The sequence below is a fragment of the Bradyrhizobium betae genome (assembly GCF_008932115.1).
Lineage (GTDB): Bacteria > Pseudomonadota > Alphaproteobacteria > Rhizobiales > Xanthobacteraceae > Bradyrhizobium > Bradyrhizobium betae.
In genome coordinates, this window is sequence record NZ_CP044543.1 from 268014 (window position 1) to 293596 (window position 25583).

Annotated in this window: 28 protein-coding genes; 8 read left to right on the forward strand and 20 right to left on the reverse strand. The window is 64.2% G+C overall.

Annotation, left to right across the window (positions count from 1 at the left end; genetic code table 11):
- Positions 1–25: 25 nt before the first annotated feature.
- The 5 genes from purF to F8237_RS01365 all read left to right on the forward strand — a co-directional run bounded on the left by purF (position 26) and on the right by F8237_RS01365 (position 5145).
- Positions 26–1549 (forward strand): amidophosphoribosyltransferase, encoded by a 1524-nt coding sequence (purF, locus tag F8237_RS01350; protein ID WP_151642045.1) that lies wholly within the window; start codon positions 26–28, stop codon positions 1547–1549.
- Positions 1550–1564: 15 nt separating this feature from the next.
- Positions 1565–1693: a hypothetical protein gene (locus tag F8237_RS37175; RefSeq protein ID WP_258761995.1), complete on the forward strand. Its 129-nt coding sequence runs from the start codon at positions 1565–1567 to the stop codon at positions 1691–1693.
- A gap of 81 nt (positions 1694–1774) precedes the next feature.
- Positions 1775–2515, forward strand: a complete 741-nt coding sequence (locus F8237_RS01355) for an SDR family NAD(P)-dependent oxidoreductase (protein ID WP_151642046.1) — start codon at positions 1775–1777, stop codon at positions 2513–2515.
- 76 nt (positions 2516–2591) lie between these two features.
- Positions 2592–3740 carry an NHL repeat-containing protein gene (locus F8237_RS01360; protein ID WP_151642047.1) on the forward strand — a complete coding sequence of 383 codons (1149 nt, stop codon included), beginning with the start codon at positions 2592–2594 and terminating at the stop codon, positions 3738–3740.
- Between the two features lie 178 nt (positions 3741–3918).
- Positions 3919–5145, forward strand: coding sequence for an ABC transporter substrate-binding protein (locus F8237_RS01365; protein ID WP_151642048.1), 1227 nt, complete (start codon positions 3919–3921; stop codon positions 5143–5145).
- Positions 5146–5288: 143 nt separating this feature from the next.
- Here F8237_RS01365 and der read toward each other — a convergent pair whose 3' ends face one another.
- The 7 genes from der to F8237_RS01400 all read right to left on the reverse strand — a co-directional run bounded on the left by der (position 5289) and on the right by F8237_RS01400 (position 12740).
- On the reverse strand, positions 5289–6671 hold the full coding sequence (gene der / locus F8237_RS01370) for a ribosome biogenesis GTPase Der (protein WP_151642049.1): 1383 nt from the start codon (positions 6669–6671) through the stop codon (positions 5289–5291).
- Positions 6672–6720: 49 nt separating this feature from the next.
- A complete protein-coding gene (locus F8237_RS01375) occupies positions 6721–7266 on the reverse strand; it encodes a hypothetical protein (protein WP_151642050.1) in 546 nt (181 codons plus the stop codon).
- Positions 7267–7296: 30 nt separating this feature from the next.
- On the reverse strand, positions 7297–7950 hold the full coding sequence (locus F8237_RS01380) for a tetratricopeptide repeat protein (protein WP_151642051.1): 654 nt from the start codon (positions 7948–7950) through the stop codon (positions 7297–7299).
- Positions 7951–8117: 167 nt separating this feature from the next.
- Positions 8118–9710 carry a class I adenylate-forming enzyme family protein gene (locus F8237_RS01385; RefSeq protein WP_151642052.1) on the reverse strand — a complete coding sequence of 531 codons (1593 nt, stop codon included), beginning with the start codon at positions 9708–9710 and terminating at the stop codon, positions 8118–8120.
- 71 nt (positions 9711–9781) lie between these two features.
- On the reverse strand, positions 9782–10366 hold the full coding sequence (locus tag F8237_RS01390) for an NnrU family protein (protein WP_151642053.1): 585 nt from the start codon (positions 10364–10366) through the stop codon (positions 9782–9784).
- 66 nt (positions 10367–10432) lie between these two features.
- The gene (locus tag F8237_RS01395) at positions 10433–11011 is read right to left on the reverse strand and encodes a hypothetical protein (RefSeq protein ID WP_151642054.1); all 579 of its coding nucleotides are present in this window, start codon (positions 11009–11011) and stop codon (positions 10433–10435) included.
- 106 nt (positions 11012–11117) lie between these two features.
- A complete protein-coding gene (locus F8237_RS01400) occupies positions 11118–12740 on the reverse strand; it encodes a peptide chain release factor 3 (protein ID WP_151642055.1) in 1623 nt (540 codons plus the stop codon).
- Between the two features lie 157 nt (positions 12741–12897).
- Here F8237_RS01400 and sugE point away from each other — a divergent pair, with 157 nt between their 5' ends.
- Entirely contained in the window at positions 12898–13212 is a 315-nt protein-coding gene (gene sugE, locus F8237_RS01405; protein WP_151642056.1) for a quaternary ammonium compound efflux SMR transporter SugE, read from the forward strand.
- Here sugE and F8237_RS01410 read toward each other — a convergent pair.
- From F8237_RS01410 to F8237_RS01440, 7 genes are all read right to left on the reverse strand, one after another.
- Positions 13205–14212, reverse strand: a complete 1008-nt coding sequence (locus F8237_RS01410) for an inorganic phosphate transporter (protein ID WP_151642057.1) — start codon at positions 14210–14212, stop codon at positions 13205–13207. The genes sugE and F8237_RS01410 overlap by 8 nt on opposite strands.
- Before the next feature lie 15 nt (positions 14213–14227).
- On the reverse strand, positions 14228–14872 hold the full coding sequence (locus tag F8237_RS01415; protein WP_015686695.1) for a DUF47 domain-containing protein: 645 nt from the start codon (positions 14870–14872) through the stop codon (positions 14228–14230).
- A gap of 155 nt (positions 14873–15027) precedes the next feature.
- A complete protein-coding gene (locus F8237_RS01420; RefSeq protein WP_151642058.1) occupies positions 15028–15996 on the reverse strand; it encodes a branched-chain amino acid ABC transporter permease in 969 nt (322 codons plus the stop codon).
- A gap of 1 nt (position 15997) precedes the next feature.
- Positions 15998–16861 carry a branched-chain amino acid ABC transporter permease gene (locus tag F8237_RS01425; protein ID WP_015686697.1) on the reverse strand — a complete coding sequence of 288 codons (864 nt, stop codon included), beginning with the start codon at positions 16859–16861 and terminating at the stop codon, positions 15998–16000.
- Positions 16862–16931: 70 nt separating this feature from the next.
- Positions 16932–18152, reverse strand: coding sequence for an ABC transporter substrate-binding protein (locus F8237_RS01430; RefSeq protein ID WP_151642059.1), 1221 nt, complete (start codon positions 18150–18152; stop codon positions 16932–16934).
- Positions 18153–18201: 49 nt separating this feature from the next.
- Entirely contained in the window at positions 18202–18948 is a 747-nt protein-coding gene (locus tag F8237_RS01435) for an ABC transporter ATP-binding protein (protein ID WP_151642060.1), read from the reverse strand.
- Complete coding sequence (locus tag F8237_RS01440; protein ID WP_151642061.1) at positions 18941–19696, reverse strand: ABC transporter ATP-binding protein; 756 nt, start codon at positions 19694–19696, stop codon at positions 18941–18943. Before F8237_RS01440 ends, F8237_RS01435 begins: the two co-directional genes overlap by 8 nt.
- A gap of 342 nt (positions 19697–20038) precedes the next feature.
- On the opposite strand from F8237_RS01440, the gene F8237_RS01445 reads away from it, so the two are divergent.
- A complete protein-coding gene (locus tag F8237_RS01445) occupies positions 20039–20686 on the forward strand; it encodes a hypothetical protein (protein WP_167527457.1) in 648 nt (215 codons plus the stop codon).
- 24 nt (positions 20687–20710) lie between these two features.
- Here the strand turns inward: F8237_RS01445 and F8237_RS01450 are convergent, their stop codons facing one another.
- Positions 20711–21064: an ArsC family reductase gene (locus F8237_RS01450; protein WP_151642063.1), complete on the reverse strand. Its 354-nt coding sequence runs from the start codon at positions 21062–21064 to the stop codon at positions 20711–20713.
- 103 nt (positions 21065–21167) lie between these two features.
- On the opposite strand from F8237_RS01450, the gene F8237_RS01455 reads away from it, so the two are divergent.
- The gene (locus tag F8237_RS01455) at positions 21168–21539 is read left to right on the forward strand and encodes a tRNA-binding protein (RefSeq protein WP_151642064.1); all 372 of its coding nucleotides are present in this window, start codon (positions 21168–21170) and stop codon (positions 21537–21539) included.
- Position 21540: 1 nt separating this feature from the next.
- On the opposite strand, the gene F8237_RS01460 is transcribed toward F8237_RS01455, so the two are convergent.
- The 5 genes from F8237_RS01460 to F8237_RS01480 form a co-directional block, all read right to left on the reverse strand.
- Entirely contained in the window at positions 21541–22245 is a 705-nt protein-coding gene (locus F8237_RS01460; protein WP_151642065.1) for a glutathione S-transferase family protein, read from the reverse strand.
- Between the two features lie 64 nt (positions 22246–22309).
- Positions 22310–22975 (reverse strand): DUF429 domain-containing protein, encoded by a 666-nt coding sequence (locus tag F8237_RS01465; protein WP_151642066.1) that lies wholly within the window; start codon positions 22973–22975, stop codon positions 22310–22312.
- 31 nt (positions 22976–23006) lie between these two features.
- Positions 23007–24191: a serine hydrolase domain-containing protein gene (locus F8237_RS01470; RefSeq protein ID WP_151642067.1), complete on the reverse strand. Its 1185-nt coding sequence runs from the start codon at positions 24189–24191 to the stop codon at positions 23007–23009.
- A gap of 72 nt (positions 24192–24263) precedes the next feature.
- On the reverse strand, positions 24264–24956 hold the full coding sequence (locus tag F8237_RS01475) for a GNAT family N-acetyltransferase (RefSeq protein ID WP_162005833.1): 693 nt from the start codon (positions 24954–24956) through the stop codon (positions 24264–24266).
- Positions 24957–24960: 4 nt separating this feature from the next.
- On the reverse strand, positions 24961–25308 hold the full coding sequence (locus tag F8237_RS01480) for a Lin0512 family protein (protein ID WP_151642069.1): 348 nt from the start codon (positions 25306–25308) through the stop codon (positions 24961–24963).
- Positions 25309–25583: the final 275 nt, after the last annotated feature.

Consider the following 25583-nt stretch of genomic DNA (forward strand, 5'->3'; position numbering starts at 1 on the left):
GGCCCTAAAGAGAGGCGCGGACGAGATGCGACACCCTGACCAGGACGCCCAGCTTGATCTCGACTTGAACCGGCCCTCTGGCCCAGCCGCGATCGAGCTACAGGACGACCTGGAGGGGGATACGCTGCGCGAGGAATGCGGCGTCTTCGGCATCTACGGCCACCCCGACGCAGCCGCCATCACCGCCCTCGGCCTCCACGCTCTTCAGCACCGCGGCCAGGAAGCGGCCGGCATCGTCTCCTACGACGGCTCCCGCTTTCATTCCGAACGTCGCCTCGGCCTCGTCGGCGACACCTTTTCCCGCCGCGAGGTGATCGACCGCTTGCCCGGCACCATGGCGGTCGGCCATGTCCGCTATTCCACCACCGGCGCGACCATCCTGCGCAACGTGCAGCCGCTGTTCGCCGAGCTCAATGCCGGCGGCCTCGCGGTCGCCCACAACGGCAACCTCACCAACGGCCTGACGCTGCGCCGCGAGCTCGTGAAGAGCGGCGCGATGATGCAGTCGACCACCGACACCGAGGTGATCCTGCACCTGGTCGCGCGCTCCAGGCGCAGCCGCTTCATCGAGCGCTACATCGACGCCCTGCGCGAGATCGAAGGCGCCTACGCGCTGGTTTCACTCACCAACAAGAAGCTGGTCGGCGCGCGCGATCCGCGCGGCATCCGTCCGCTGGTGCTCGGCGACCTCGACGGCTGCCCGATCCTGACCTCCGAGACCTGCGCGCTCGACATCATCGGCGCGCGCTTCGTCCGCGACATCGAGCCCGGCGAGGTCATCGTGTTCGACGACAACGGCCAGGACATCCACAAGCCGTTCCCGCCGATGGCGCCGCGTCCCTGCATCTTCGAATACATCTATTTCTCGCGGCCGGATTCCATCGTTCACGGCCGCTCGGTCTACGAGGTGCGCAAGGCCTTCGGCGCGCAGCTCGCCCGCGAGAGCCATGTCCCGGTCGACGTCGTGGTGCCGGTGCCGGATTCCGGCGTGCCCGCCGCGGTCGGCTACAGCCAGCATTCCGGCGTGCCGTTCGAACTCGGCATCATCCGCAACCACTATGTCGGCCGCACCTTCATCCAGCCGACGCAGGCGATCCGCGAATCCGGCGTGCGCATGAAGCATTCGGCGAACCGCGCAGCGATCGAAGGCAAGCGCATCATCCTGATCGACGACTCGCTGGTGCGCGGCACCACCTCGAAGAAGATCGTGCGCATGATGCGCGATGCGGGCGCCAAGGAAGTGCATTTCCGTCTCGCCTCGCCGCCGATCCTCTATCCCGACTATTACGGCATCGACCTGCCCGATCGCGGCGGTCTTCTCGCGGCCACGCACTCGCTGGAAGAGATGCGCGAGATCATCGGCGCCGACTCGCTCGCCTTCCTGTCGATCGACGGTATGTACCGCGCCATGGGCGAACCCGGCCGCGACCCCGCCAATCCGAAGTTCTCGGACCACTGCTTCACCGGGGCGTATCCGACCCACCTCACCGACCAGACCCAGACTGAGCAGCAACCGCGGCAGCTGTCGCTGCTGGCGGAGGCGAGCTGACGCGGGGCCGCGACGATGCAGCTGATCATCGCCATTCTCTGCGGAATGATTTTGATCGGCTTCATCGTCTTCGCCTTCAGGCAGGGCATGAAGGTGACGCCCGATAGCTCGGGAAACGGACCCAATAGCAATAACATTCAATAGGGCGGCGGTAGCTGAAGCCCAGGGCAAAATTCCGTCACGGCCGGGCTTGTCCCGGCCATCCACGCCTGTAAAACCCCCGCCATGACAAAACCCCTCGCCGACCGCATCGCTCTCGTCACCGGCGCCTCGCGCGGCATCGGCTATGCCACCGCCATCGCCTTGGCGAAGGCGGGCGCGCATATCGTTGCGACGGCACGCACGCAGGGCGGGCTGGAAGAGCTCGACGACGAGATCCGCAAGGAAGGCGGCAGCGCCACGCTGGTGCCGCTGAACCTCACCGATTCCGACGGCATCGCCCGACTCGGTGCCGGCCTGCATGAGCGCTACGGCAAGCTCGACATCCTCGTCGGCAACGCCGGCGTGCTCGGCCCCTCCTCGCCGATCGGTCATATCGAGCTGAAAGCCTTCACCGACGTGATGGCGGTGAACGTCACCGCGAACTTCCAGCTGATCCGCTGCATGGAGCCGCTGCTCAGGCAATCCGACGCCGGCCGCGCCGTCTTCATCACCTCCGGCGCCGCCAACAAGGCCACCGCCTATGTCAGCCCCTACGCCGCCTCCAAGGCCGCGCTGGAAACGCTGGCGCGCGCCTGGGCGCAGGAAACCGCGAACACGCCTCTCCGCGTCAACCTGTTCAACCCCGGCCCGATCCGCACCCGCATGCGCGCAACCCTGATGCCGGGCGAAGATCCCGCGACGCTGGAGACGCCCGAGCAGGTCGCCGAGTTCATCGTCCCGATGTGCGCGCCCGAGTGGACCGAGACCGGCAAGTTCTACGACTACAAGACCCGCAGCCTGATGAGCTTCCGCTCCCCGGCCTGATTGACTTGAGGGCCTCCCCGCGTTTGACTGCCCGCGCTCAAGCGGCAGCAAGCCGCAAGCCAAAAGGGAGGTTGCCATGGCACCGTGGCATGATCGCGCCGGCCTCAACCGTACGCTCGCAAATGTCTCTCGCGCTTTCTCCATCCTGATTGCGGCCATCGCCTTCGCACTTCCGGGCGCAGCGACCGCCGGCGATGTCCCGGCCTTCGCGGTCGATTCCTCCTGGCCAAAGCAGCTGCCGAACAACTGGATCCTCGGCCAGGTCGGCGGCATCACCGTCGACTGGCAGGGCCATATCTGGGTGATCCATCGCCCGCGCTCGCTCACCGATGACGAGAAGGGCGCGAGCCTCAATCCGCCTCGTTCAAAATGCTGCGTGTCGGCGCCGCCCGTGCTCGAATTCGACGCCGAGGGTAATCTGCTGCGATCCTGGGGCGGCCCGGGCGAAGGCTATGAATGGGTCGGCCGCGAGCACGGCATCGAGGTCGACGAGCGCGGCTTCGTCTGGGTCGGCGGCAATGCGGACAACGACAACGCGATTTTAAAGTTCACGCTCGACGGCAAGTTCGTGGCCCAGATCGGCAAGATCGCACCGAGCCTCGGCAGCAACGACACGACGCAGCTCGGCAAGCCCGCCGAGACCGCGATCGACAAGGAGGCTAGCGAGATCTACGTCGCCGATGGCTATGGCAACCGCCGCGTCATCGTGTTCGATGCGACAACGCTTGCCTACAAGCGGCACTGGGGCGCCTATGGTAACAAGCCTGACGACGCCAAGCAGGCGGCCTATGATCCGAAGGCGCCGGTGTCGCAGCAATTCGGCAATCCCGTCCACTGCGTGAAGCTCGCCAATGACGGTCTCGTTTACGTCTGCGACCGCATCAACAACCGCATCCAGGTGTTCAGGAAGGACGGCACCTTCGTGAAGGAGTTCTTCTTCGAGAAGAACACGCTCGGCAACGGCGCGGTTTGGGACATCGCGATCTGGCCAGATCCGAAGCAGACTTATCTGCTGAGCGCCGACGGCGAGAACAACGAGATCCGGGTGATCAAGCGCGAGGACGGCAGCGTGGTCGGCAGCTTCGGGCACAGCGGCCGCAATGCCGGGCAATTCCATTGGGTGCATGCCATGGCAATCGACGCCAAGGGTAACGTCTATACCGCCGAGGTCGATACCGGAAAGCGCATCCAGAAATTCAGGCTGACGTCGGACGCCCTGAAATAACGTGCCAATAGCGCCTTGGCGCATTTTGCCCAAAAGTTAACCGACGGATGACGCTTCGACGCAGCGCCATCCGGCTTTAGGCGCATTGCCGCAGACCGCGGGACACGGTAGAGCCATCAGCCGGACCAGGGCTTCGCAAGAGAGCCGTCCGCATATTTGACAATGGAGGAAACCTTATATGACGACGACGTTCGCGCGCCGCTCTGCGGCCCTTCTGGCCTGTGCCGCTTTCGGTTTTGCCACATCCGCCTACGCTCAGGACAAGACCGTCACGATCGGCGTGCTCAATGACATGTCCAGCCTCTACGCCGACATCGGCGGTCCCGGCGCCGTTGTGGCGGTCAAGATGGCGGTTGAGGATTCCGGCCTCCTCGCCAAGGGCTGGAAAATCGACGTCATCAGCGGCGACCACCAGAACAAGCCTGACGTCGGCGTCAACATCGCGCGGCAATGGATCGACACCCAGAAAGTCGATGTGATCGCCGACACGCCGAACTCCGGTGTCGCGCTCGCCGTCAGCAACGTCGTCAAGGAAAAGAACGCGGTCCTGCTCAACAATGGCGGCGCCAGCGCCGACCTCACCGGCAAGGCCTGCAACGCCAACACCATCTCTTTCACCTACGACACCTACATGCTCGCCAACGGCACCGGCAAGGCGCTGACCAAGGCCGGCGGCGACAGTTGGTTCTTCCTGACCGCTGACTATGCCTTCGGTGCCGCGCTCGAGCGCGACACCAGCGCGGTCGTTACCGCGAACGGCGGCAAGGTGCTCGGCGGCGTCAAGCATCCGCTCAACACGTCGGACTTCTCGTCCTTCCTGCTGCAGGCACAGAACTCGAAGGCGAAGATCATCGGGCTTGCCAATGCCGGCGGCGACACCACCAACTCGATCAAGCAGGCGGCCGAGTTCGGCATCGTCGAGGGCGGCCAGAAGCTCGCCGCGCTTCTGCTGTTCATCAACGACGTCCACTCGCTCGGGCTGAAGACCGCACACGGCCTGACCTTCACCGAATCCTTCTACTGGGACCTCAACGAGGGCACGCGTGCATTCTCGAAGCGCTTCCAGGAAAAAGTGGCTAACAAGGCGATGCCGTCAATGACGCAGGCCGGTAACTATGCAGCCATTCTGCATTACCTGAAGGCACTCGATGCCCTCGGCGGCAATCCGCATGACGGCGCCAAGGTCGTCGCCAAGATGAAGGAGCTTCCGACCGACGATCCGCTGTTCGGAAAGGGCCCGCTGCGTGAGGACGGCCGCCGTATCATTCCGGCCTATCTGTTCGAGGTGAAGAAGCCTGAGGAATCGAAGGGCCCGTGGGACTATTACAAGCTGGTCGCGACCATCTCGGCGGAAGATGCGGCCAAGCCGCTCAAGGACAGCGAGTGCCCGCTGGTGAAGAAATAAGCCAGTTGACGCTGCCGTAGCTACATGGTGGGCAAAGGCGCGAGAGCGCATTGCCCACCATCTCTCCGCGGCCTGAGAATATCGGTGGGCACACTTCCGCCTACGCTCTTCGAGCTACGGCGGACAAGTCGCTTGCCCTGCCCCTACGACGGCCGCTTGCGCTTGTGGGCGAAGGGGTTGGCCTTCTCGCGCAAGGTGATCCGCAGCGGCGTGCCCGGCAGCTCGAACGCCTCCCGCATCGAATTGGTGAGATAGCGCAAGTACGATTGCGGCACCGCGTCCGCGCGCGAGCAGAACAGCACAAAGCTCGGCGGGCGTGCCTTGGTCTGCGTGATGTAGTTCAGCTTCAGGCGGCGGCCGGACACCGCGGGCGGCGGATTGGCCTGGACCGCTTCCTCGAACCAGCGGTTCAATGCCGCGGTCGAGACGCGCCGGTTCCAAACCGCGTAGGCATCCTGGATTGCCTGCATCAGGCGGTCGATGCCCTCGCCCATCAGGCCCGAGACCGCGACGATCGGCACACCCTTGACCTGCGGCAGCAAGTGATCGGCATCCCGGCGCAAATTGGAGATGGCGCCGCCGCCCTTGCTTTCCATCAGGTCCCATTTGTTGACGGCGAGCACGACCGCCCGGCCCTCACGCTCGATCAGATCGGCGATGCGCAGATCCTGCTCCTCGAAGCGGTTCTGTGCGTCCATCATCATCACGACGACTTCGGCAAAACGCACCGCACGTAGCGCGTCCGCGACCGAGAGCTTTTCCAGCTTCTCCTCGATGCGCGAGCGCCGGCGCAGGCCTGCGGTATCGAACACGCGAAATTCGCGGCCCTTCCAGTTGATCTCGACCGCGATGGAATCGCGCGTCGTGCCAGCCTCCGGGCTCGTCAGCAGGCGCTCTTCGCCGAGCAGATGATTGATGAATGTCGACTTGCCGGCATTGGGCCGGCCGACGATGGCGACCCGGATCGGACGCGTCGCCGCCTCTTCCTCGGTGAGCGGTTCGTCGTCCTCGGCTTCGTCTTCCTCGACGGGCTCCGGCATCAGCTCGCGGAGCGCATCGTAGAGCTCGCCCATGCCCTCGCCATGCTCGGCCGAGATCTGGATGGGATCGCCAAGGCCAAGCGCGAAGGCCTCCATCGCACCGGCATCGCCGTGCTTGCCTTCGCTCTTGTTTGCGACCAGCAGCACCGGCTTGTTGGCCTTGCGGGCGAAATCGGCGAAGGCGCGATCGGTGGGCGTCAGGCCGATGCGGGCATCGATCACGAAGAACAGCGCGTCGGCCTGCGCGATCGCGGCCTCCGTCTGCTCCTGCATGCGCGCGGTCAGCGAGCCCTTGGCGCCCTCGTCGAGGCCGGCGGTGTCGATGATGGTGAATTCGAGGTCGCCGAGCCTGGCCTCGCCCTCGCGGCGATCGCGGGTGACGCCGGGCAGGTCATCGACAAGCGCGAGCTTCTGCCCAACCAGGCGGTTGAACAGCGTCGACTTGCCGACGTTGGGTCGGCCGATAATGGCAATCGTGAAGGACATCGGTCATTCGTGCGCTGCGAAGGCCGCGCCTGTCAATGCAATGAAGTGATCAGCGCGAAAAGCTGCCGCTCGGCATCGGCGCCGGGAAAGCTCCCTGCGATTGCTGCTGCGTGGTCTGGGTCGGTTGCGCCTGCTGGGCGGGCTGATCCGGCGGCGGCGCGGTGGTGCGCCTGCGGACGATCTTCTGCTTGGGCGGCGGAGCGGCTGCGGCCGGTGCGGCCTCCGGCTGGGCCTCGCCATCGACTTCGCCCGCCGGGGCCTCAGCAGGAGCTGCCGCGGCGGCTGGCTGCCTGGCCTTCTTCGCCTTGGCACCCTTCGCCGGCTTGGCCTCGGGCGGCGGCTCCGCCGGCAAAGCCGCGACGGCAGGCGCGTTCGGATCCGGCTGCTGCTGAGCACCCTTATACATGTCGCGCGGCACGCCCTGCTCGAGGCCCGGCACACCCTCGGGGAAGACCGGCTTGCGGTCTCCCGGCAGCTTCTTCTTGGTGTCGAGGAAGTCGAGCATGTCGCTGGGATCGAAGCTGGAGCAGCCGCCCAGGACGCCTGTGAAGGCGATCAGGACGGCGGCTGCGATCAAGCGTGGCGTGCGGCGCATATTGGTGTCTCGTCTCAGCTCTCGGGACCGTCAGCTCTTGGCGACGGGCGGCAGCAGGGCCTGGAGCGCCTCGGCACGCGAGCGCAGGCCCGGCGGCGTTTCGCCGTCATCGGCGATCGCGTCGAGCCACTTACGGGCCGCGGTGGAGTCGTTGTTGCGCCAGGCCGACAGCGCCAGCATCTCGCGCGCGGTGTGGCGGAACGTCGATTTGGGCGCGGCGGAGGCCTCCAGCCGCTGCTGCATGTCGGCATAGGACGCGCTGTCGACCAGCAAGCCGGCGGCACGGATCCTCGCCAGATCCTGCCACTCACCGCCGACGCCGCGGTCGGCGGCAATGTCGTCATACATCTTGGCCGCGGCCTTGGGATCGCGAGCCGCCGCCTCGGCCGCAGCACGCAGCCGCGCCAGAGTGCGATAGCCCGAGGGCGCCTTGGTGGCGAGCTCGGCAAAGGCGGCCTCGGCCTCCGCATGCTTGTCCTGGTCGGACAGCTCGGCGGCCTTCTCGAAGGCGGCGCCGGCCTCGGCGGCCTTCTTGCCCTCCAGATATTGGTAGCCGCGCCAGCCGCCGACGGCGGCCACGACCAGCACCATCAGGGCGATGAACAAGAGGGAATACTTATCCCACAGCTTCTTGAGCTGTTCGCGACGTACTTCCTCGTCGACTTCGTCAAATAATTCAGACACTTATGCTAATCCCATACCCGTCCGGGTGCGCGCGCCAAAGCGTTCGCGTCAGGAATCCCGTCCCCCGTGTGGCGGCGAGGTACCCTAACGATATGGCGGTGGCAAGGCAAAGTGAGCCCAATCAAGGCGTTAACCACCCGAGAGCGCCCGGAACCGGCGCGCCCGGTTCAGGCTCCCAGCAGCTCCCGCAACTGCCGCTTCAGCACCTTGCCATTGGCGTTGCGCGGCAATGGATCGGCCGTGATCGTCATCGTTTCGGGGACCTTGTAGTCGGACAGCCGCTCGGCGCACCAGGCCCGCAGGGCTTCGCCGGCCACCGGCCCGCGCGTCACCACCACGGCATGGACGCGCTCGCCCAGCACCGGACAGGCCTTGGCGACGATCGCGCTCTCGATCACGGCGGGATGGCCGGCGAGCACGGATTCGACCTCGGCGGAATAGATCTTCAGGCCGCCGCGGTTGATCATGTCCTTCTGCCGGTCGAACACGCGGACGAATCCCTCGGCATCGACCGAGCCGAGATCGCCGGAGCGCCAGAATCCGCCGGTGAAGCTCTCGGCCGTGGCCTTCGGGTTGTTCCAATAGCCCTTGATGACGGAGGCGCTCTGGATCCAGAGCTCGCCGATCTCGCCGTGGGGCAGCTCGCGCCCGTCCGTCCCCATCGCGACGATGCGCGCGCCCGGACACGGCAGACCGACGCTGTCGATGTGGCTCGCCGTCAATTCGCCCGGCATGATCGTCGAGGGCGATGTCGTCTCGGTCGAGCCGTAGCAATTCGCGAGCTTCAGACCGGGAATCGTGGCCTTGAGCTTCTCGATGGTCGCGACCGGCATCGGCGCGCCGCCGAAGCCGCCGATGCGCCAACTCGACAGATCGTAGTTGTCGAAGTCGGGCTGGAGCAGGCAGAGATTGTACATCGCCGGAACCATCACCGTGTAGGTCACGCGTTCACGCGCGGCGAGCTTGAGATATTCGGCGGCCTTGAACTCCGGCATGATGATCAGCGCACCGCCGCAGCGGACCATCGTCGTGATGTTGGCGACGACGCCGGTGACATGACCGAGCGGCACCGCCGCGATCGACCGATCGGCTTGCGTCAGTTGCAGGCAGGACACGAACACCATCGAGGAATGCACGATGTTGCAATGGGCGAGCATCGCGCCCTTCGGCCTCCCGGTCGTACCCGAGGTGTAGAGGATCATCGCAGTGTCCTCTTCGCCGACCTCGACCGGCGCCGGTGCCGGTGGATTGTCAGCGAAGGCGGCAAAGCGCGAGAGAGCCGGATCATCGTCGATGGCGATGCGGTGGGTCACATCGGGCACATCCAGCGCGTCGGGCAGGCGTTCCGCGAGCGCGGCCTCGTGGATCAGGATCCTGGCGCCGCAATCGGCGAGCACATAGGCGATCTCCGGCTTCTGCTGGCGCGTGCCGAGCAGCACCGTGACCAACCCTTCATGCGCGGCGGCGAACAACAGCAGCGGAAATTCGATGCGGTTGCCGAGCAGGATCGCGACACGGTCGCCGCGCTGGAGTCCCAGCTTGCGAAAGCCCGCAGCGATCCGCGTGGCCTGCTCCACCGCCTGTCGCCAGCTCAGGCGAACATTGCCTGCGATCAACGCCTCGCCGTCAACATTGCGGGCGCACGCGTCCGCAATCATTGCCCACAAGCTTATCGGCCGGTCGCAGAAGGCCGGCACCACCCGATCGCCAAAGCGCGCCTCGAGTCGCATCGGCGGAATCGGAGAGTGCGACCAGTCCATCGGAATGCCTCGGCTCGTTGCTATTGCTATCTTCCGCGCACGGGCATGCGGTCCTGTCTTGCGCCGATCGGCTAGCCACCCATCACGGGAACACCGATCACGACCGGATGGAACGCGAACGCCAGCGCCAGATAGGCGACGACGCCGACCGCGACCGCGATCAGGTCGTTGGTGACGCCACCCACGGGGATCGGCGGGCCGCCGCCGTCGGTGCGATGCTTTAGCGAGATGCGGTCATAGACCGCCCAGCCCAGGAAGGATCCGAACAGGATGATGGAGCCGAGATCGCCGTTGGCGAGCAGATGCGCGGCAGCCCACAGCTTGATGCCGGCCAGCATCGGATGCTTCAACGTCGCGTAGATACGGCCACGCAGATAGGAGGCGACCACCAGGATGACGGCGGGGAGCATCAGCGCGACCGTGATGTGCTTCATCGCCTTCGGCGGATACCAGACGTCGATCCAGCCGGTCGCGCGATAATTGGCAAAGCCCCAGATAATGAGTGCCAGACCGGCGAGCGACACCACCGCATAGAGGATCTTGTAAGTCCCCTCACCCAGCCGCGCGATGGCCTGAGCTCGCGCGTCACGTTTCGTCGTGAAAATATGGGGCGCAAAAAACAGCACCAGCCCCAGGATCATGATCAGCAGACCCACGACATCCTCCCCTCAACCAGCACCCCGCCAATGGCGTATCATTGATTGGCAGATACCCGCAATGCGCTACTTGCCCAGCTCCCGATTGTCGACATAGCGGATCGCGATCGGCCGCCCGGCCAGCGCGCCGCCGAGTCCGCCAGTGAATTTGAGCGGCAGGCAGGCGTTCAGCGACGCATTGATCGCGTTGAGATAGGTGGTTCGGGTATCGGCGGGGACACCCGCGGTCGCAAAGGTCAGGCGCGGCGGACCAATCAGGCCGCCTGCCTTGTTGAAGCTGAAGCGCACCGACATCTGCATGCCCGCGCTGGCATGGTCTGATGGTGGCGACCAGCAGGTGCGTAGCTCGGCGAAGAGATCGCCGATCGTATCGAGATCGTGATCGGGCTTCTGGTATTTGGCGCGGTCGGAGTCCTTCGGCACACTCTCGATCGTAAGCTGGAGGTTCTCCCCATAGGGATAGTCGATCTCGGGAATGCAGGGGCCGGGCTCGAGCGGACTGCAATAGGACGGTGTGCAGGGCCGGTTATCGAGCACGCTGCATGGCTCGTGCGCAAACGGGATCGGGTTGATCTGCCGAGGGCGCGCCTCGGCAGCGACCGACGGGATCGACAGCAAGAGAAAGACGAGGATGCCGCGCCACATGATGCGAGCTCACGATGCCACAGGGCTGAAACGTGACATCGCCCAGGAGCGCGTCAAGCCCGCGGGCGTTCACATGCTCGCGCTCGACCGCAGGATGGAGCGTGCCTCACCCCTTCTTCTTGACGTCCTTGACGTTGGTGAACTCGATCCCCTCGGCGCGTTCCCTGGCGTAGCCGAGATAAAACTCGTTTCGCGCGAGATAGACGGGGTCACCGTCGACGTCGTCCGCAATGCTGGACGTGTTCGCGGCGAGGAAGGTGTCGAGCTTCTTGCGATCCTCCGAGGAGACCCAGCGCGCGAGCTGAAACTCGCTGACCTCGAACTCGACCGGCAGCGAATACTCGGCCTCCAGCCGCGCCTTCAGCACGTCGAGCTGCAGCGCGCCGACGACGCCGACGAGCGCAGGCGCACCATCGCGCGGGCGGAACACCTGCACCACGCCCTCTTCCGACATTTGCTGGAGCGCTTCCTTCAGCTTCTTGGCCTTCATCGCGTCGGTGAGACGCACCCGGCGGACGATTTCCGGCGCGAAGCTCGGGACCCCGACGAAGTTGAAATCCTCGCCGTCGGTCAGCGTATCGCCGATACGCAACGTGCCGTGATTTGGAATGCCGACGACGTCGCCGGCAAAGGCCTCATCCGCGACCGAGCGGTCCTGCGCGAAGAAGAATTGCGGGCTCGACAGCGGCATACTCTTGCCGGTGCGCACCAGTTTCGCCTTCATGCCGCGGGTGAGCTTGCCGGAACAAAGCCGCGCGAAAGCGATGCGGTCGCGGTGGTTCGGATCCATGTTCGCCTGGATCTTGAACACGAAGGCGCTCATGCGCGGGTCGGTGGCTTCGACCCTGCGCTGGTCGCTCTCCTGCGCCCGCGGCTCGGGCGCGAACTTGCCGAGGCCTTCCAGGAGGTCGCCGACGCCGAAATTACGCAGCGCGCTGCCGAAATAGACCGGCGTCAGATGGCCCTCGCGAAACGCGCCGAGCTCGAACGGTTTCGAGGCGGCGGTGACGAGCTCGAGCTCGTCCTTCACCGCTCCGACGTCGAGGTTGGCATTGAGCTTGCCAAGTTCGGCGATCTCGATCTGCTGTGCCGCGCCGGTCTTGGCACCGCCGCCTTCGAGCAGGCGCACGCCGCCATTGACCACGTCATAGGTACCGAGGAAGTCGCGGCCGCGGCCAACCGGCCAGGTCATCGGCGTGGTATCGAGCGCCAGCGTCTTCTCGATCTCGTCGAGCAGTTCGAAGACGTCGCGGCTCTCGCGGTCCATCTTGTTGATGAAGGTGATGATCGGGATGTCGCGCAGGCGGCAGACCTCGAACAGCTTTCGGGTGCGCGCTTCGATACCCTTGGCGGCGTCGATCACCATGACGGCGGAGTCGACCGCCGTCAGCGTGCGATAGGTGTCTTCCGAAAAGTCCTCGTGGCCCGGCGTGTCCAGCAGGTTGAACACGAGCCCCTCGAACTCGAAGGTCATGACCGAGGTCACGACCGAGATGCCGCGCTCGCGCTCGATCTTCATCCAGTCCGAGCGCGTGTTGCGCCGCTCGCCCTTGGCCTTGACCTGGCCGGCCAGATTGATGGCGCCGCCGAACAGCAGCAGCTTTTCGGTCAGCGTGGTCTTGCCGGCGTCCGGATGCGAGATGATCGCAAAGGTCCGCCGCCGCGCCACTTCAGCGGCAAGCGGGGAACGGGCCGGCGATTCGGCTGTGGTCGTGGCGATGTCGGACATGGCGGCAGCGTTTGGCAGGGAAAATGGGCTGGATCAAGCCTCATATGGTGATTGCGGAGCCTTCCGGCCAGCCCCATATCGGCTTTGGGAAGGACGACCCGCCCGCTCATCAGCATATCAGCCGCGGGGACGACCCTGCCTTGAATGGAGGGTCGCCATGGCCTGGAGCATCCTGTTCGTCGCCGGTCTACTGGAAATCGCCTGGGCGATCGGCCTCAAATACACCGAGGGCTTTACCAGGCTTGTTCCTTCGGTTCTCACGCTCGCAGCTATGGCCGGCAGCGTCATCCTGCTCGGCCTCGCCCTCAAATCGCTGCCGATTGGAACCGCCTATGCGGTCTGGACCGGGATCGGCGCGGTCGGCACCGCGGCGCTCGGCATCGTCCTGTTCGGCGAGCCTGCCACGGCGCTCCGCCTCGCCAGCATCGGATTGATCGTCGCCGGCATTGTCGGACTGAAGCTCGTCACCTGACGAAGATCTTGACCGCCCACCAGGTCAGAGCCGCGACGATCGCCGAGGCCGGCATCGTGATCACCCAGGCATAGACGATCGAGCTGGCGACGTTCCAGCGCACCGCCGAGAGGCGGCGGGCCGCGCCGACACCGACGATGGCGCCGGTGATGGTATGGGTGGTCGAGACGGGAACCCCGAGGAAGGTCGCCATGAACAGCGTGGCGGCGCCGCCGGTTTCGGCGCAAAAGCCCTGCATCGGCGTCAGCTTGGTAATGCGCAATCCCATCGTGCGCACGATGCGCCAACCGCCCATCAGCGTCCCCATCGCCATCGCCGCCTGGCACGACAGCACGACCCAGAATGGCACGAAGAATTCGCCGCCGAGTTGGCCCTGCGAATAGAGCAGTACGGCAATGATGCCCATGGTCTTCTGCGCATCATTGCCGCCATGGCCGAGCGAATAGAGCGAGGCAGAGGCGAACTGCAGGATGCGGAAGGCACGGTCGACCGCGAACGGCGTCGACCGTACCGACGCCCAGGACACGATCGCCACCAGCACCATCGCGAGCAGGAATCCGACCAACGGAGACAGCACGATCGCGATCACCGTCTTGGACAATCCGCTCCAGACCGCCGCCGAAACCCCGGCCTTGGCGACGCCAGCACCGAACAAGCCGCCGATCAGCGCGTGCGACGATGATGACGGGATGCCGAGCGCCCAGGTCACGAGGTTCCAGACGATGGCGCCGACGAGGGCTGCGAAGATCACCTGCGCATCGACGATCGCGGGATCGATGATGCCGGTGCCGATGGTCTGGGCGACGTGCAGCCCGAACACCATGAAGGCAACGAAATTGAAGAAAGCAGCCCAGAACACCGCAAATTGCGGCCGCAGCACCCGGGTGGAAACGATGGTCGCGATCGAATTGGCGGCATCGTGCAGGCCGTTCAGGAAATCGAACAGCAGCGCGACGGCAATCAATCCGACCAGGACGGGAAGACCCAACGCAGCATCCACGGCGCGGCCCCTGCCCTACACTTGCTCGATGACGATGCTGTTGATCTCGTTCGCGACGTCGTCGAAACGGTCGGCCACCTTTTCGAGGTGATCGTAGATCTCGACGCCGACGATGAAATCCATCGCGCTGCCGTCGCGATGCTTCAGGAACAGCTCCTTCATCCCGATGTCGTGGAGGTCGTCGACCCGGCCCTCAAGCTTGGTCAGTTCTTCCGTAATCGCGGTCAGCATGGCGACGTTCTTGCCGATCTCCTGCATCAGCGGCAGCGCGCGGCCGACCAGATTGGCGCATTCGATCAGGAGCCCGCCGATCTCGCGCATCGGCGGCTCGAAAGTGCGGACCTCGAACAGCATCACGGCCTTGGCGGTCTGCTGCATCTGGTCGATCGCATCGTCCATCGACGTGATGAGGTTCTTGATGTCGCCGCGATCGAACGGGGTGATGAAGGTGCGGCGCACCGCCGTCAGCACTTCACGGGTGATGTTGTCGGCGTCGTTCTCGAACTGGTTGACGCGCTGACAGTAGACCGGCGTCTCCTCACCCCCGTTGAGCATGCCCTGAAGCGCGATCGAACCCTGGATCACGGTCTTGGCGTGGCGGTCGAACAGGTCGAAGAACCGTTCTTCCTTGGGCAGGAAAGCGCGAAACCATCGCATCATGGAATAGTCTACCGGTTGGAAATGGCCCGGCCCGAATAGGCCGCCACAAAACTGTCATAGGCCATTTTCATTCCGCGCGCGTGCCACCTCACGCCCGCGGAGCCGGATCATCCACCGCTTTCACGCACCAATTAAATTGGTGCGATATCAAAGATTTAGAGCGAGCGCCGGAAGTAATGCGCGATTTCACCGATGACGCCACGGCGGAAGGTGAGCACGCAGACCACGAAGATCGAGCCCTGGATCACCGTCACCCACTGGCCGAACCCCGCCAGATATTGCTGCATGGCGATGATCGCGAAGGCGCCGACCACGGGACCGAAGATGGTGCCGAGACCGCCGACCAGCGTCATCAGCACGACCTCGCCCGACATCGACCAGTGCACGTCGGTGAGCGAGGCGTTCTGCGCCACGAACACTTTCAGCGAACCGGCAAAGCCGGCGAGCGTGCCCGACAGGACGAACGCCAGGAACTTGTACTGGTCGGTCCGGTAGCCGAGCGAGATCGCGCGCGGCTCGTTCTCGCGGATCGCCTTCAGCACCTCGCCGAACGGCGAGTTGATGATGCGGTAGATCAGAAGGAAGCCGGCGAGGAAGCCGACCAGTACGACGTAGTACAGGGTCGTCGGCTTGGAGAGATCGAACACGCCGAACATGTGCCCTTGCGGGATGCCCTGGATGCCGTCTTCACCATGGGTGAACGGTGCCTGGAGATAGATAAAGTAAAGGAGTTGCGACAGCGCCAGCGTGATCATCGAGAAGTAGATGCCCTGGCGGCGGATCGAGATGTAGCCGGTGATGAGCGAGAGCACGAAGGCACCAGCGACGCCGACGAGGATGCCGAGCTCCGGCGGCAGCGCCCACACTTTCAGCGCATGCGCGCTGCAATAGCCGGCCGTGCCCAAGAACATCGCATGCCCAAACGACAGCAGGCCGCCATAGCCGATCAGAAGATTGAACGCGCAGGCGAGCAGCGCGAAGCACAGCGCCTGCATCACGAAGAACGGGTAGATGCCGCTAAATGGCACCGCGGCCAGCAACAGGGCCATCAGCACGAACGCGATCATCTCATCGCGAATGGCGCGCGGGGGCACCGGCAGCGTGTCGTCCGTCAAGGCTGTCATATCAGGCCGCCCTTCCCGTCAATCCCGTTGGCTTCACCAAGAGCACCAGCACCATCAGCACGAACACGACGGTGTTGGAGGCCTCGGGGTAGAAATACTTGGTCAGGCCCTCGATCACACCGAGCGCGAAGCCGGTGATGATGGAGCCCATGATCGATCCCATGCCGCCGATCACGACCACCGCGAACACCACGATGATGAGGTCTGCGCCCATCAGGGGCCGCACCTGGTTGATCGGCGCCGAGAGCACGCCGGCGAGCGCGGCAAGGCCGACGCCCAGACCGTAGGTCAGCGTGATCATGCGCGGCACGTTGACGCCGAAGGCCCGCACCAGCGTCGGATTTTCAGTGGCGGCGCGCAGGTATGCGCCGAGCCGCGTCTTCTCGATCAGGAACCAGGTGGCGATACACACCACCAGCGAGAATATGACGACCCAGCCGCGATAGACGGGCAGGAACATGAAGCCGAGATTCATGCCGCCCTTGAGCTGGTCCGGAATGGCGTAAGGCAGGCCGGAGGAGCCGAAGTAGTTCTGGAACACGCCCTGCACGATCAAGGCGATGCCGAAGGTCAGCAGCAGGCCGTAGAGATGATCGAGCCCGGTCAGCCATTGCAGCATGGTCCGTTCCAGGATCATGCCGAAGATACCGACGATGATCGGCGCGATCAGCAGCGCCCACCAGTAATTGATGCCGCCGAGGTTCAACAGAAAATAGGCGACGAAGGCGCCCATCATGTAGACCGCGCCATGGGCGAAATTGATGATGTTGAGCATGCCGAAGATCACGGCGAGCCCGAGACTGAGCAGCGCGTAAAACGAGCCGTTGATCAGTCCCACCAGTAGCTGAGCGTAAAGAGCCTGCATCGATCCCGCACCCGGTCCCTTCGGCGTTCCCTAGAACGCCCGCCGGCTCCGAGCCGGCGGGCTGTTGGTCTTACTTCTTAAGCAGCGCGCACTTGCTCTCGGAGAGCGGCGTGAAGGCCTGGTCGCCCGACACCGTGCCAACCAGCTTGTAGAAGTCCCACGGTCCCTTGGACTCGGAGGGCTTCTTCACCTCGAACAGATAGGCGCTGTGGATGGTGCGGCCGTTCGGCTGGATCTCGCCCTTGCCGAACAAATCGTCTTCGGTCGGCATCGACTTCATCTTCTCGACCACCTTGACGCCGTCATGAGGATTGCCGCCGAGCGCCTCCAGCGCCTTGAGATAGTGGCGCACGCCGGCATAGACGCCCGCCTGCACCATGGTCGGCATCGCGCCGTTCTTCATCTTCTCCGAGAATTTCTTGGAGAAGGCGCGGGTCTGGTCGTTCATGTCCCAGTAGAACGTCTCGGTGAAGTTGAGGCCCTGCGCGGTCTCAAGGCCGATCGCCTTGACGTCGGTGAGGAACAGCAGCAGCGCCGCCAGCTTCTGCCCGCCCTTGACGATGCCGAACTCGGCCGCCTGCTTGATCGAATTGGTGGTGTCGCCGCCCGCGTTGGCAAGGCCGATGATCTTGGCCTTGGACGCCTGCGCCTGGAGCAGGAACGAGGAGAAGTCCGGCGTATTGAGCGGATGCTTGACGCCGCCGATCACCTTGCCGCCATTGGCGGTGACCACGGCTGTGGTGTCGCGCTCGAGCGCCGCGCCGAAGGCGTAGTCCGCGGTCAGGAAGAACCAGGTGTCGCCGCCGGCCTTCACCAGTGCCTGGCCCGTGGTGTGGGCCAGCATGTAGGTATCGTAGGTCCAGTGCACGGTGTTGGGCGAGCACTGCGCGTTGGTGAGATCCGAGGTCGCCGCACCGGAATTGATGTAGACGCCGTTCTTTTCCTTGATGACGTTGTTGACGGCGAGCGCCACGCCCGAGTTCGGCACGTCGACGATGATATCGACCTTGTCGACGTCGAACCACTGCCGCGCGATCGCGGTGCCGATGTCGGGCTTGTTCTGGTGATCGCCCGAGATGATGTCGATCTTCCAGCCCTTCCCCACCAGGCCGGAATCTTCGACGGCCATCTGGGCGGCGAGCGTCGAGCCGGGACCGCCGAGGTCGGCATAGAGGCCGGACTGATCGGACAGCGCACCGATCTTGACGGTCTTGTCCTGCGCGAAGGCTACGCCGGCCGTGGTGACGGCCAACGCCGTGCCGAGCAGAAGCGACGCAATCGACTTTGTCATGCTACTTTCCTCTTAAACATTCTCGTGGTCGTTCAGCGCTTGGACGCCCTTAGACGCCGAGATAGGTGTGGAGCTTGTCCATGTTGGCGGCAAGCTCCGAATTGGAGAATCCGTCAATGATCTTGCCATGCTCGACCACGTAGTAGCGGTCGGCGACGGTCGATGCGAAGCGGAAGTTCTGCTCGACCAGGAGGATCGTAAAGCCCTCCTTCTTGAGCCGCGCAATCGTGTGGCCGATCTGCTGGATGATGACAGGCGCAAGACCTTCGGTCGGCTCGTCCAGCATCAGGAAGCTCGCGCCGGTGCGCAGGATGCGCGCGATCGCGAGCATCTGCTGCTCACCGCCGGACAGCTTCGTGCCCTGGCTGTTGAGACGTTCCTTCAGATTGGGAAACAGGTCGAAGATCTGCTCGAGCGGCAATCCGCCCGGGCGGACCACCGGCGGAAGCAACAAATTCTCCCGCACATCGAGACTGGAGAAAATCCCACGCTCTTCCGGGCAGAACGCGATGCCCATCCGCGCGATCTTGTCGGAAGTCGCGCGAATGATGTCCTGGTTGTTGAACTTCACCGAGCCGGTGCGCTTGCCGATGATGCCCATGATCGACTTCAGCGTGGTGGTCTTGCCGGCGCCGTTGCGCCCGAGCAGGGTGACGACCTCGCCGGCGTTCACGTCGAAATTGATCCCGTGCAGGATGTGGGACTCGCCGTACCAGGCTTCCAGGTTGCGCACCTGGAGGATGTTGCCTCCGGTCGAGGCCTTTGCCGGGGCGTCCGCAATCACAGTCTCAACCATGACCAGCTCCCAGATAGGCTTCCTTGACGCGCTCGTCCTTGGTGAGCTCGGCGTAATTGCCCTGCGCGAGCACCTGCCCGCGCGTCAGCACGGTGATGATGTCGGAGAGATTGGCGACGACGCTCAAATTATGCTCGACCATCAGGATTGTATATTTCGCCGAGATCCGCTTGATCAGCGCGGCGATCTTGTCGATGTCCTCGTGGCCCATGCCGGCCATCGGCTCGTCCAGCAGCATCATCTCAGGGTCGAGCGCCAGCGTGGTTGCGATCTCCAGTGCGCGTTTGCGCCCGTAGGGCATCTCGACGGCCGGCGTATTGGCAAATTCGCTGAGGCCGACGTCGTTCAACAGCTCCTGCGCGCGGTTGTTGAAACGGTTGAGCGAGGATTTGGAACGCCAGAAATCGAAGGAGCTGCCTTGCTGACGCTGAAGCGCGACACGAACGTTCTCCAGCGCGGTGAGATGCGGAAACACCGCGGAGATCTGGAATGAACGGACCAGCCCCATCCGGGCCACGTCTGCCGGCGCCATCGCGGTAATATCCTGTCCCTTGTACAGGATTTTTCCGGCAGACGGTTTGAGGAACTTGGTCAGAAGATTGAAGCACGTCGTCTTGCCGGCCCCGTTCGGGCCGATCAACGCGTGAATGCTCCCACGGCGAACCTTGAGCGCAACGTCGCGGACGGCGAAGAAGCCCGCGAACTCCTTGGTCAAGCCTTCCGTTTCGAGAATGAACTCATCGGCCAAACAGATTTCCCCCTGCTCGCGCTATACGCGTGGCTGTCCTTGGTTGCTTCGGCATTCCGGAGGCCCTGGAGCCCACCCGGAACCGCCGCCTCCGGGCGCGGAATATGCCGGAGGTGACGGGGGTTAGGCAAGGCGGAAAGCTGAGCAGATCAGGCCTCCGGCCGGGAGACGAATGCTCCCTTAGTCGGAGGTGTTTTGATGTCGCGCCTGCCCGGCCTCCCGGTTCGCAGGGCACCGGTCATCAAGCTGTCGTTAACGGTCTTTCGTCCCCCGCGCCAGCCTTCATCAAAAATTTTCCCGCAGCGAGGATGATGTGCGCGTTTTATCGCCGGGAATATTGTCTTGGATTTTGCAAGCGCCGCTCCATCCGTCGTCAAGTCGATCAGACAGCGTGATCTTCTGAACACATGGCTGCGACTTTTTGCGCGCGCGCAGACCGCGCCAGCGGTCTGGGAATATCAGCCCGCGCGACTCGAGGAAGAGCTGTCCGATCTCATCTATTATACTGTGGACATTTCGACACCGACGCCGCGCCTCACCATCCAGAGCGAAGGCACGCGCATCTCGCGCGCCTATGGACATACCGGCAAGGGCGTTCTGCTCGACGACTATATCGGGCCAAAGCTCGCGCCGTTCGTGATGCCGTTCTATTACGAATGCGTGGCGCGCGGGCTTCCGGTCTACAGCGTTGCCGACGTCGATGACGTCTACGGCCGCGTGGTTGCCTATGAACGGCTGCTGCTGCCGTTCCAGACCGACGGCAAGGTCTGTCACATCATCGCCTCGCTCAAGACGTTCTGCGAGGACGGCGGCTTCGAGATCAAGAATCTGATGCGCGGAAATGACGCGCTGCCTCGGCCGAAACTGCGCGCGGTGATCGATCACGACCTCTTCCATCGCGCGCCCGGCCGCATCGCGGCCGCGGACGTCGTCGAATTCTCCGATCAGTCCGGTCCGAGCGTCACCCCCGAGACCATCGAGCTGAACTAAACGTCAGCGCGTTCTGATGCCGACCTATCTGGTCCCGACATCCTTGGCATAGACGTCCGGCTTGAAGCCGACCAGGAGCTTGCCGCCGATTTCCAGCACCGGCCGCTTGATCATCGATGGTTGCGCTAGCATCAACGCCAGCGCCTTTTTCTCGGTAAGGCCCTCCTTGTCGGCGTCGGGCAGTTTCTTGAAGGTCGTTCCGGCGCGATTGAGCAGCGTCTCCCAGCCGACCTTGTCGCTCCACTGCTTGAGCTTGTCCTTCTCGATGCCCGCCGTCTTGTAGTCGTGGAATTGATACGCGACGCCGGCCGTGTCGAGCCAGGCGCGTGCCTTCTTCATGGTGTCGCAGTTCTTGATGCCGTAGATGATGTTGGGCAAGAGGTTCCTCGTGCATGCGTCGTATCGTGACCGCAGCGTTGTACGAAACTCCGGTTCGCGCGACAATATTGCGGACCAAGCCAGCTCTCCGAACGGACATTCCATGCACGTCACCCACGATCCCGCCGCGGCCGCGTCGCCGACCATCGACTTCAACACTTTCCTCGCGGTCGATATCCGCGTCGGCACCATCGTCGATGCGAAGCCGTTCCCGGAGGCACGCAAGCCGGCGTGGCGGCTGTGGATCGACTTCGGTCCCGCGATCGGGGTGCGCAAGAGCTCGGCGCAGATCACCGAGAATCATCCGCTGGAGACGCTGGTGGGACAACAGGTCGCGGCGGTCGTCAATTTCCCGCCGCGCCAGATCGGCCCTGTCGTCTCGGAGGTGCTGACGCTCGGCTTTCCCGATGCCGACGGAAAGGTGGTGCTGGTGCAGCCGAGCAAACCGGTGCCGAACGGCGGACGGCTGTTCTAGTTCACGGGCGCTTTGGAATGTTCAGCCCGCGCTGCACGGCCGGCCGCGCGAGGCCCCTCTCCAGCCAGGCGGCCACCGATTTGAACTGGCCGAATTCGACGAGATCCCCGGCACCATAGAAGCCGATGAGATTGCGCACCCAGCCGAGCATGGAAATGTCGGCGATGGTGTAGTCGTCATCCATGAACCATTGCCGGCCCGCAAGATGCGTCTCCATCACGCCGAGCAGGCGCCTGGACTCGCCCACGTAGCGTTCGAGCGGCCGCTTGTCCTCGAAATCCTTGCCGGCGAATTTGTGGAAGAAGCCGACCTGGCCGAACATCGGCCCGACGCCGCCCATCTGGAAATGCACCCACTGGATAGCCTGGTAGCGGCGCGCGGCATCTTCGGGCAGAAGCTTGCCGGTCTTCTCCGCGAGGTATTGCAGGATCGCGCCGGACTCGAACAACGGCAGCGGCCGGCCGCCGGGACCGTTGGGATCGAGGATCGCCGGGATCTTGCCGTTCGGATTGAGCGAGAGGAATTCCGGCGTCTTCTGGTCGTCCTTGCCGAAATCGACGAGATGGACTTCGTAAGGCAATCCGATCTCCTCCAGCATGATCGAAACCTTGACGCCGTTCGGTGTCGGCAGCGAATAGAGCTGAAGCAGCTCGGGATGCGCGGCCGGCCAGCGTCTGGTGATGGGAAACGCGGAGAGATCAGACATTGGCAACCCTCGATTTGCAGTTGAGGCGCATCTAATCTAGGCGAGGCGCGCCATGACACAAGCTTCAGTAGTTGATTTCCATCCGCAGTCCGCGCGGATCGATCTCATCCCCACCAACACGTTGCGTGCTGTCGCGAGCCGCGACCGCACAGGCACAGGCATCGATGAGATCGTCGCGGCCGATGCCGGTGCCGTGACGCCTTGTCAGCCATTTCCGCACGCGGGTGAATTCGCGCTGCTCCAGCAGTGCGATGCGCTGCTCGCGACCGTGCGGCGATGTCTTCGGCGCGAGCCGGATCTGACCGGCGAGATTCCAGAAAATCAATTCCGGATGCGCTTCGCCGACAATCGCTTGTCGCGCCGGCGTCATGATCGCGTCGACGTCTCTGATCTTCTCCCTGATGTTCCAGAGCTGCGCGGACACGCCCATGCCCTTGCCTTCATGCTCCCAGTAGTGGCGATTGGCTGCCGCCATGTCCGAGAACTTCCAGAGGTCGCGCCTCGCGCCGAGGAACACGGCAGGACCGACCAATTTCCGGGCCTCCTTGTCGCAGCAACGATAGCCGCTCGGCTTCAACCCGATCGGCATGTCGATCATCGCGCGCGCATGCGGCAACGCGAGCAAGCGCGTCAGGCCAGGCGAATAGTCGAAGCCGTGATCGCCGCGATCATCGATCCACGCGGCGACCCAGCCGAAGCGAAATCCATCAAGGCCGAGATAATTGGGCACGCGTTCGATCCTGACGTGCCCGCTTCGCGGATCAGGCGCCGACCGCCTGGTAGGCGAGGCGCTTGAACTCGAAGAAGAACGGATTCCAGAAGCCCATATGGCGCTGGGCCATCAGCACGCCGGCCGTGTTGGCCTGCGGGCAGATCCACCAATGGGTGCCGGCAAGGCCGCCCCACTGGAACTCGCCGGTCGAATTCGGCGGATCGAACGGCGTCGGGGCGAAGGTGACGGCGCCGCCGAGACCAAAGCCCTTGCCGGGGATCGGCCCGAGATTGGCAAAACGGATGGTCTGCCCGGCGGCCAGCTGGTTCGTCATCATCTGCCGCAGCGTCTCGGGCTTGAGCAGGGCATCCGAGCCGGGCAGCAGCGCACGCACCAGTGCGAGCATGTCAGGCAAGGTCGAGACGAGACCACCGCCGCCCGACAACCGCGGGAATGGACGGCGATAGGCTTGCGGATAAGGCAGATTGTCGGCCCGCGTCAGGCCGGGCTTCATCGGATCGAGCACTTCGGCGCCGGTGTAGAGCGCGACCAGCCTGCCCTGCTCTGCCTCAGGCACGTGGAAGCCGGTGTCGCTCATCCCGAGCCGATCGAAAATGCGCTCCTTGAAAAAGGCGTCGAGCGACTTGCCGGAGACGATTTCGACGATACGACCGAGCACATCGGTCGCCACCGAATATTCCCAGCCTGTGCCGGGTTGATAGGACAGCGGCAGGTCGGCGAGCTGGTCGATCATGTCGGTCAGCGGCGTCAGCGGATTGAGCACGCGCGCTTCGTTGTAACCCTTGAACAGCACCGAGCCGGGGTCGAAGATGCCGTAGCTGAGACCCGACGTGTGGGTCAGGAGCTGGCGGATCGTGATCGGGCCCTTCGCCGGCTCGACGTCGGCAAGGCTCGCAGCGCCCGGCTTGAGCACCTTGCGATTGCCGAGCTGCGGCAGGACTTTTTCGACCGGGTCATCGAGCCCGATGCGCCCCTCCTCGACCAGCAGCATGATCGAGCAGGTGACGAAGATCTTGGTGTTGGAATAGGCGCGGAAAATGTGGTCGGGCCGGAGCGCGCTCTTCGCCTCGCGATCGGCGAAACCGACGCATTGCTGATCGACGACATCGCGGCCCTTCAGCACGGCCCAGGACGCGCCCGGAATGATCTCCTGGTCGACATAGCGCTGCATCGCCGTCCGTGCGGCGGAAAAATCCGGTGTTCTGGCGTCCATGTGTTTCCCCCAAATTATGGTTGGGCTCGATATAGCGTGAATTCGCCGGATATGAAGCCCGGCGGGCCGCACTCATCCCTCTTTCATCAGGGCGGTGACGTGCAGGCGGCGGCGAATTGTCATCCCCTGCCGCTGATACAGCGCGATCGACGAGGCATTGCTCGAGAACACGTGCAGGAACGGAATTTCACTGCGCGCCTCGATCTGGCGCGCGATCGCCGCAAGCAGCGCCTGCGCATAGCCGCGGCCGCGGTGATCGGGATGGACACAGACCGCCGTGATCTCCACGAACTTTCCCGGCTTCATCCGTTCGCCGGCCATCGCGACAAGCTCATTGCCTGCGCGAATGCCGAGGAACGTGCCGAGCTCGTATGTCCGCGCGGCAAACGGGCCGGGCTTGGTCAGCGCGGTCAGCGCCATCATGGCGGGAACGTCGGCTGCGCCCAGTGTGACGATCTCGGCATCGCGAAGCGGGCTGTCGGCCGGCGAGCCGATCATCTGCTCGCCGGTCTCCGAGAGCACGACCTTGAAGCCGGCGGGAACATCCACGGGGTCCAGCGTGAACAGCGCGGCAACTTGCGAAGCCGGCAGGAGATCACCCAACGCGGCAAAGCTTGCCGCCGACATGTCCGCCATGTCGGCAAACGGCGTCATGTCCACGGGATAACGCAGCGCCCGCGGGCCGCCTTCCGCCAGATACTTTTGGCTGGTCGTCAGCGCGCTCCAGATCGGCCGATCCAGCAGCGCCAAATCGCTGTCGGACACCGGCCTAGTCCTTCTCGAAGCTGACAATGACGGCGGCATTGGCGATGAGGATGGGGTCGTTGGCCACTTCCGTGGCCGAGGGAATCTCGAGCCCGCCCTTGACCGCAGTCACGGTCACCGTGCCGTAAGGCAGCTCCTTGGCAACGGCGTCCTTGTCCACCGCCTCGGGGTTGGGCACGGCGATCGTGACATCCACGAACATGTCGTTGGCGGTCTTGTCGATCATCCGGAAGAAGCCGAGGCTCGAATGCCTGATGGCGTCCGACACCGCGCGCTTCGCCGCCTTGGTGGCGTCCCGGCCGTGAACGTCGACGCCCATGCCCATCTCGGTGATACAGCGAACGCGGGTCATGTCTTATTCCTGTGGTTGGTTGGGTGATGGGGAGTGTGGGTGATTGGAGAGAGCAGCACAAGGAGGGTTGGTCCTCTCGTGTCCCGGACGCGCTGCAACGCCCATAGCGCGCTGAAGACGCGCGTAAACGCGCTGACGGCGTTGCTGCGCAGAGCCGGGACCCAGCAGCCACGGCAATCGCTGATGCATGGGCCCCGGCTCTGCAGCGCACCGCTCCGGACGATGCTTCGCATCGCCGGGGGCGCTGCGCTGCGTCCGGGGCACGAGATCGCAGT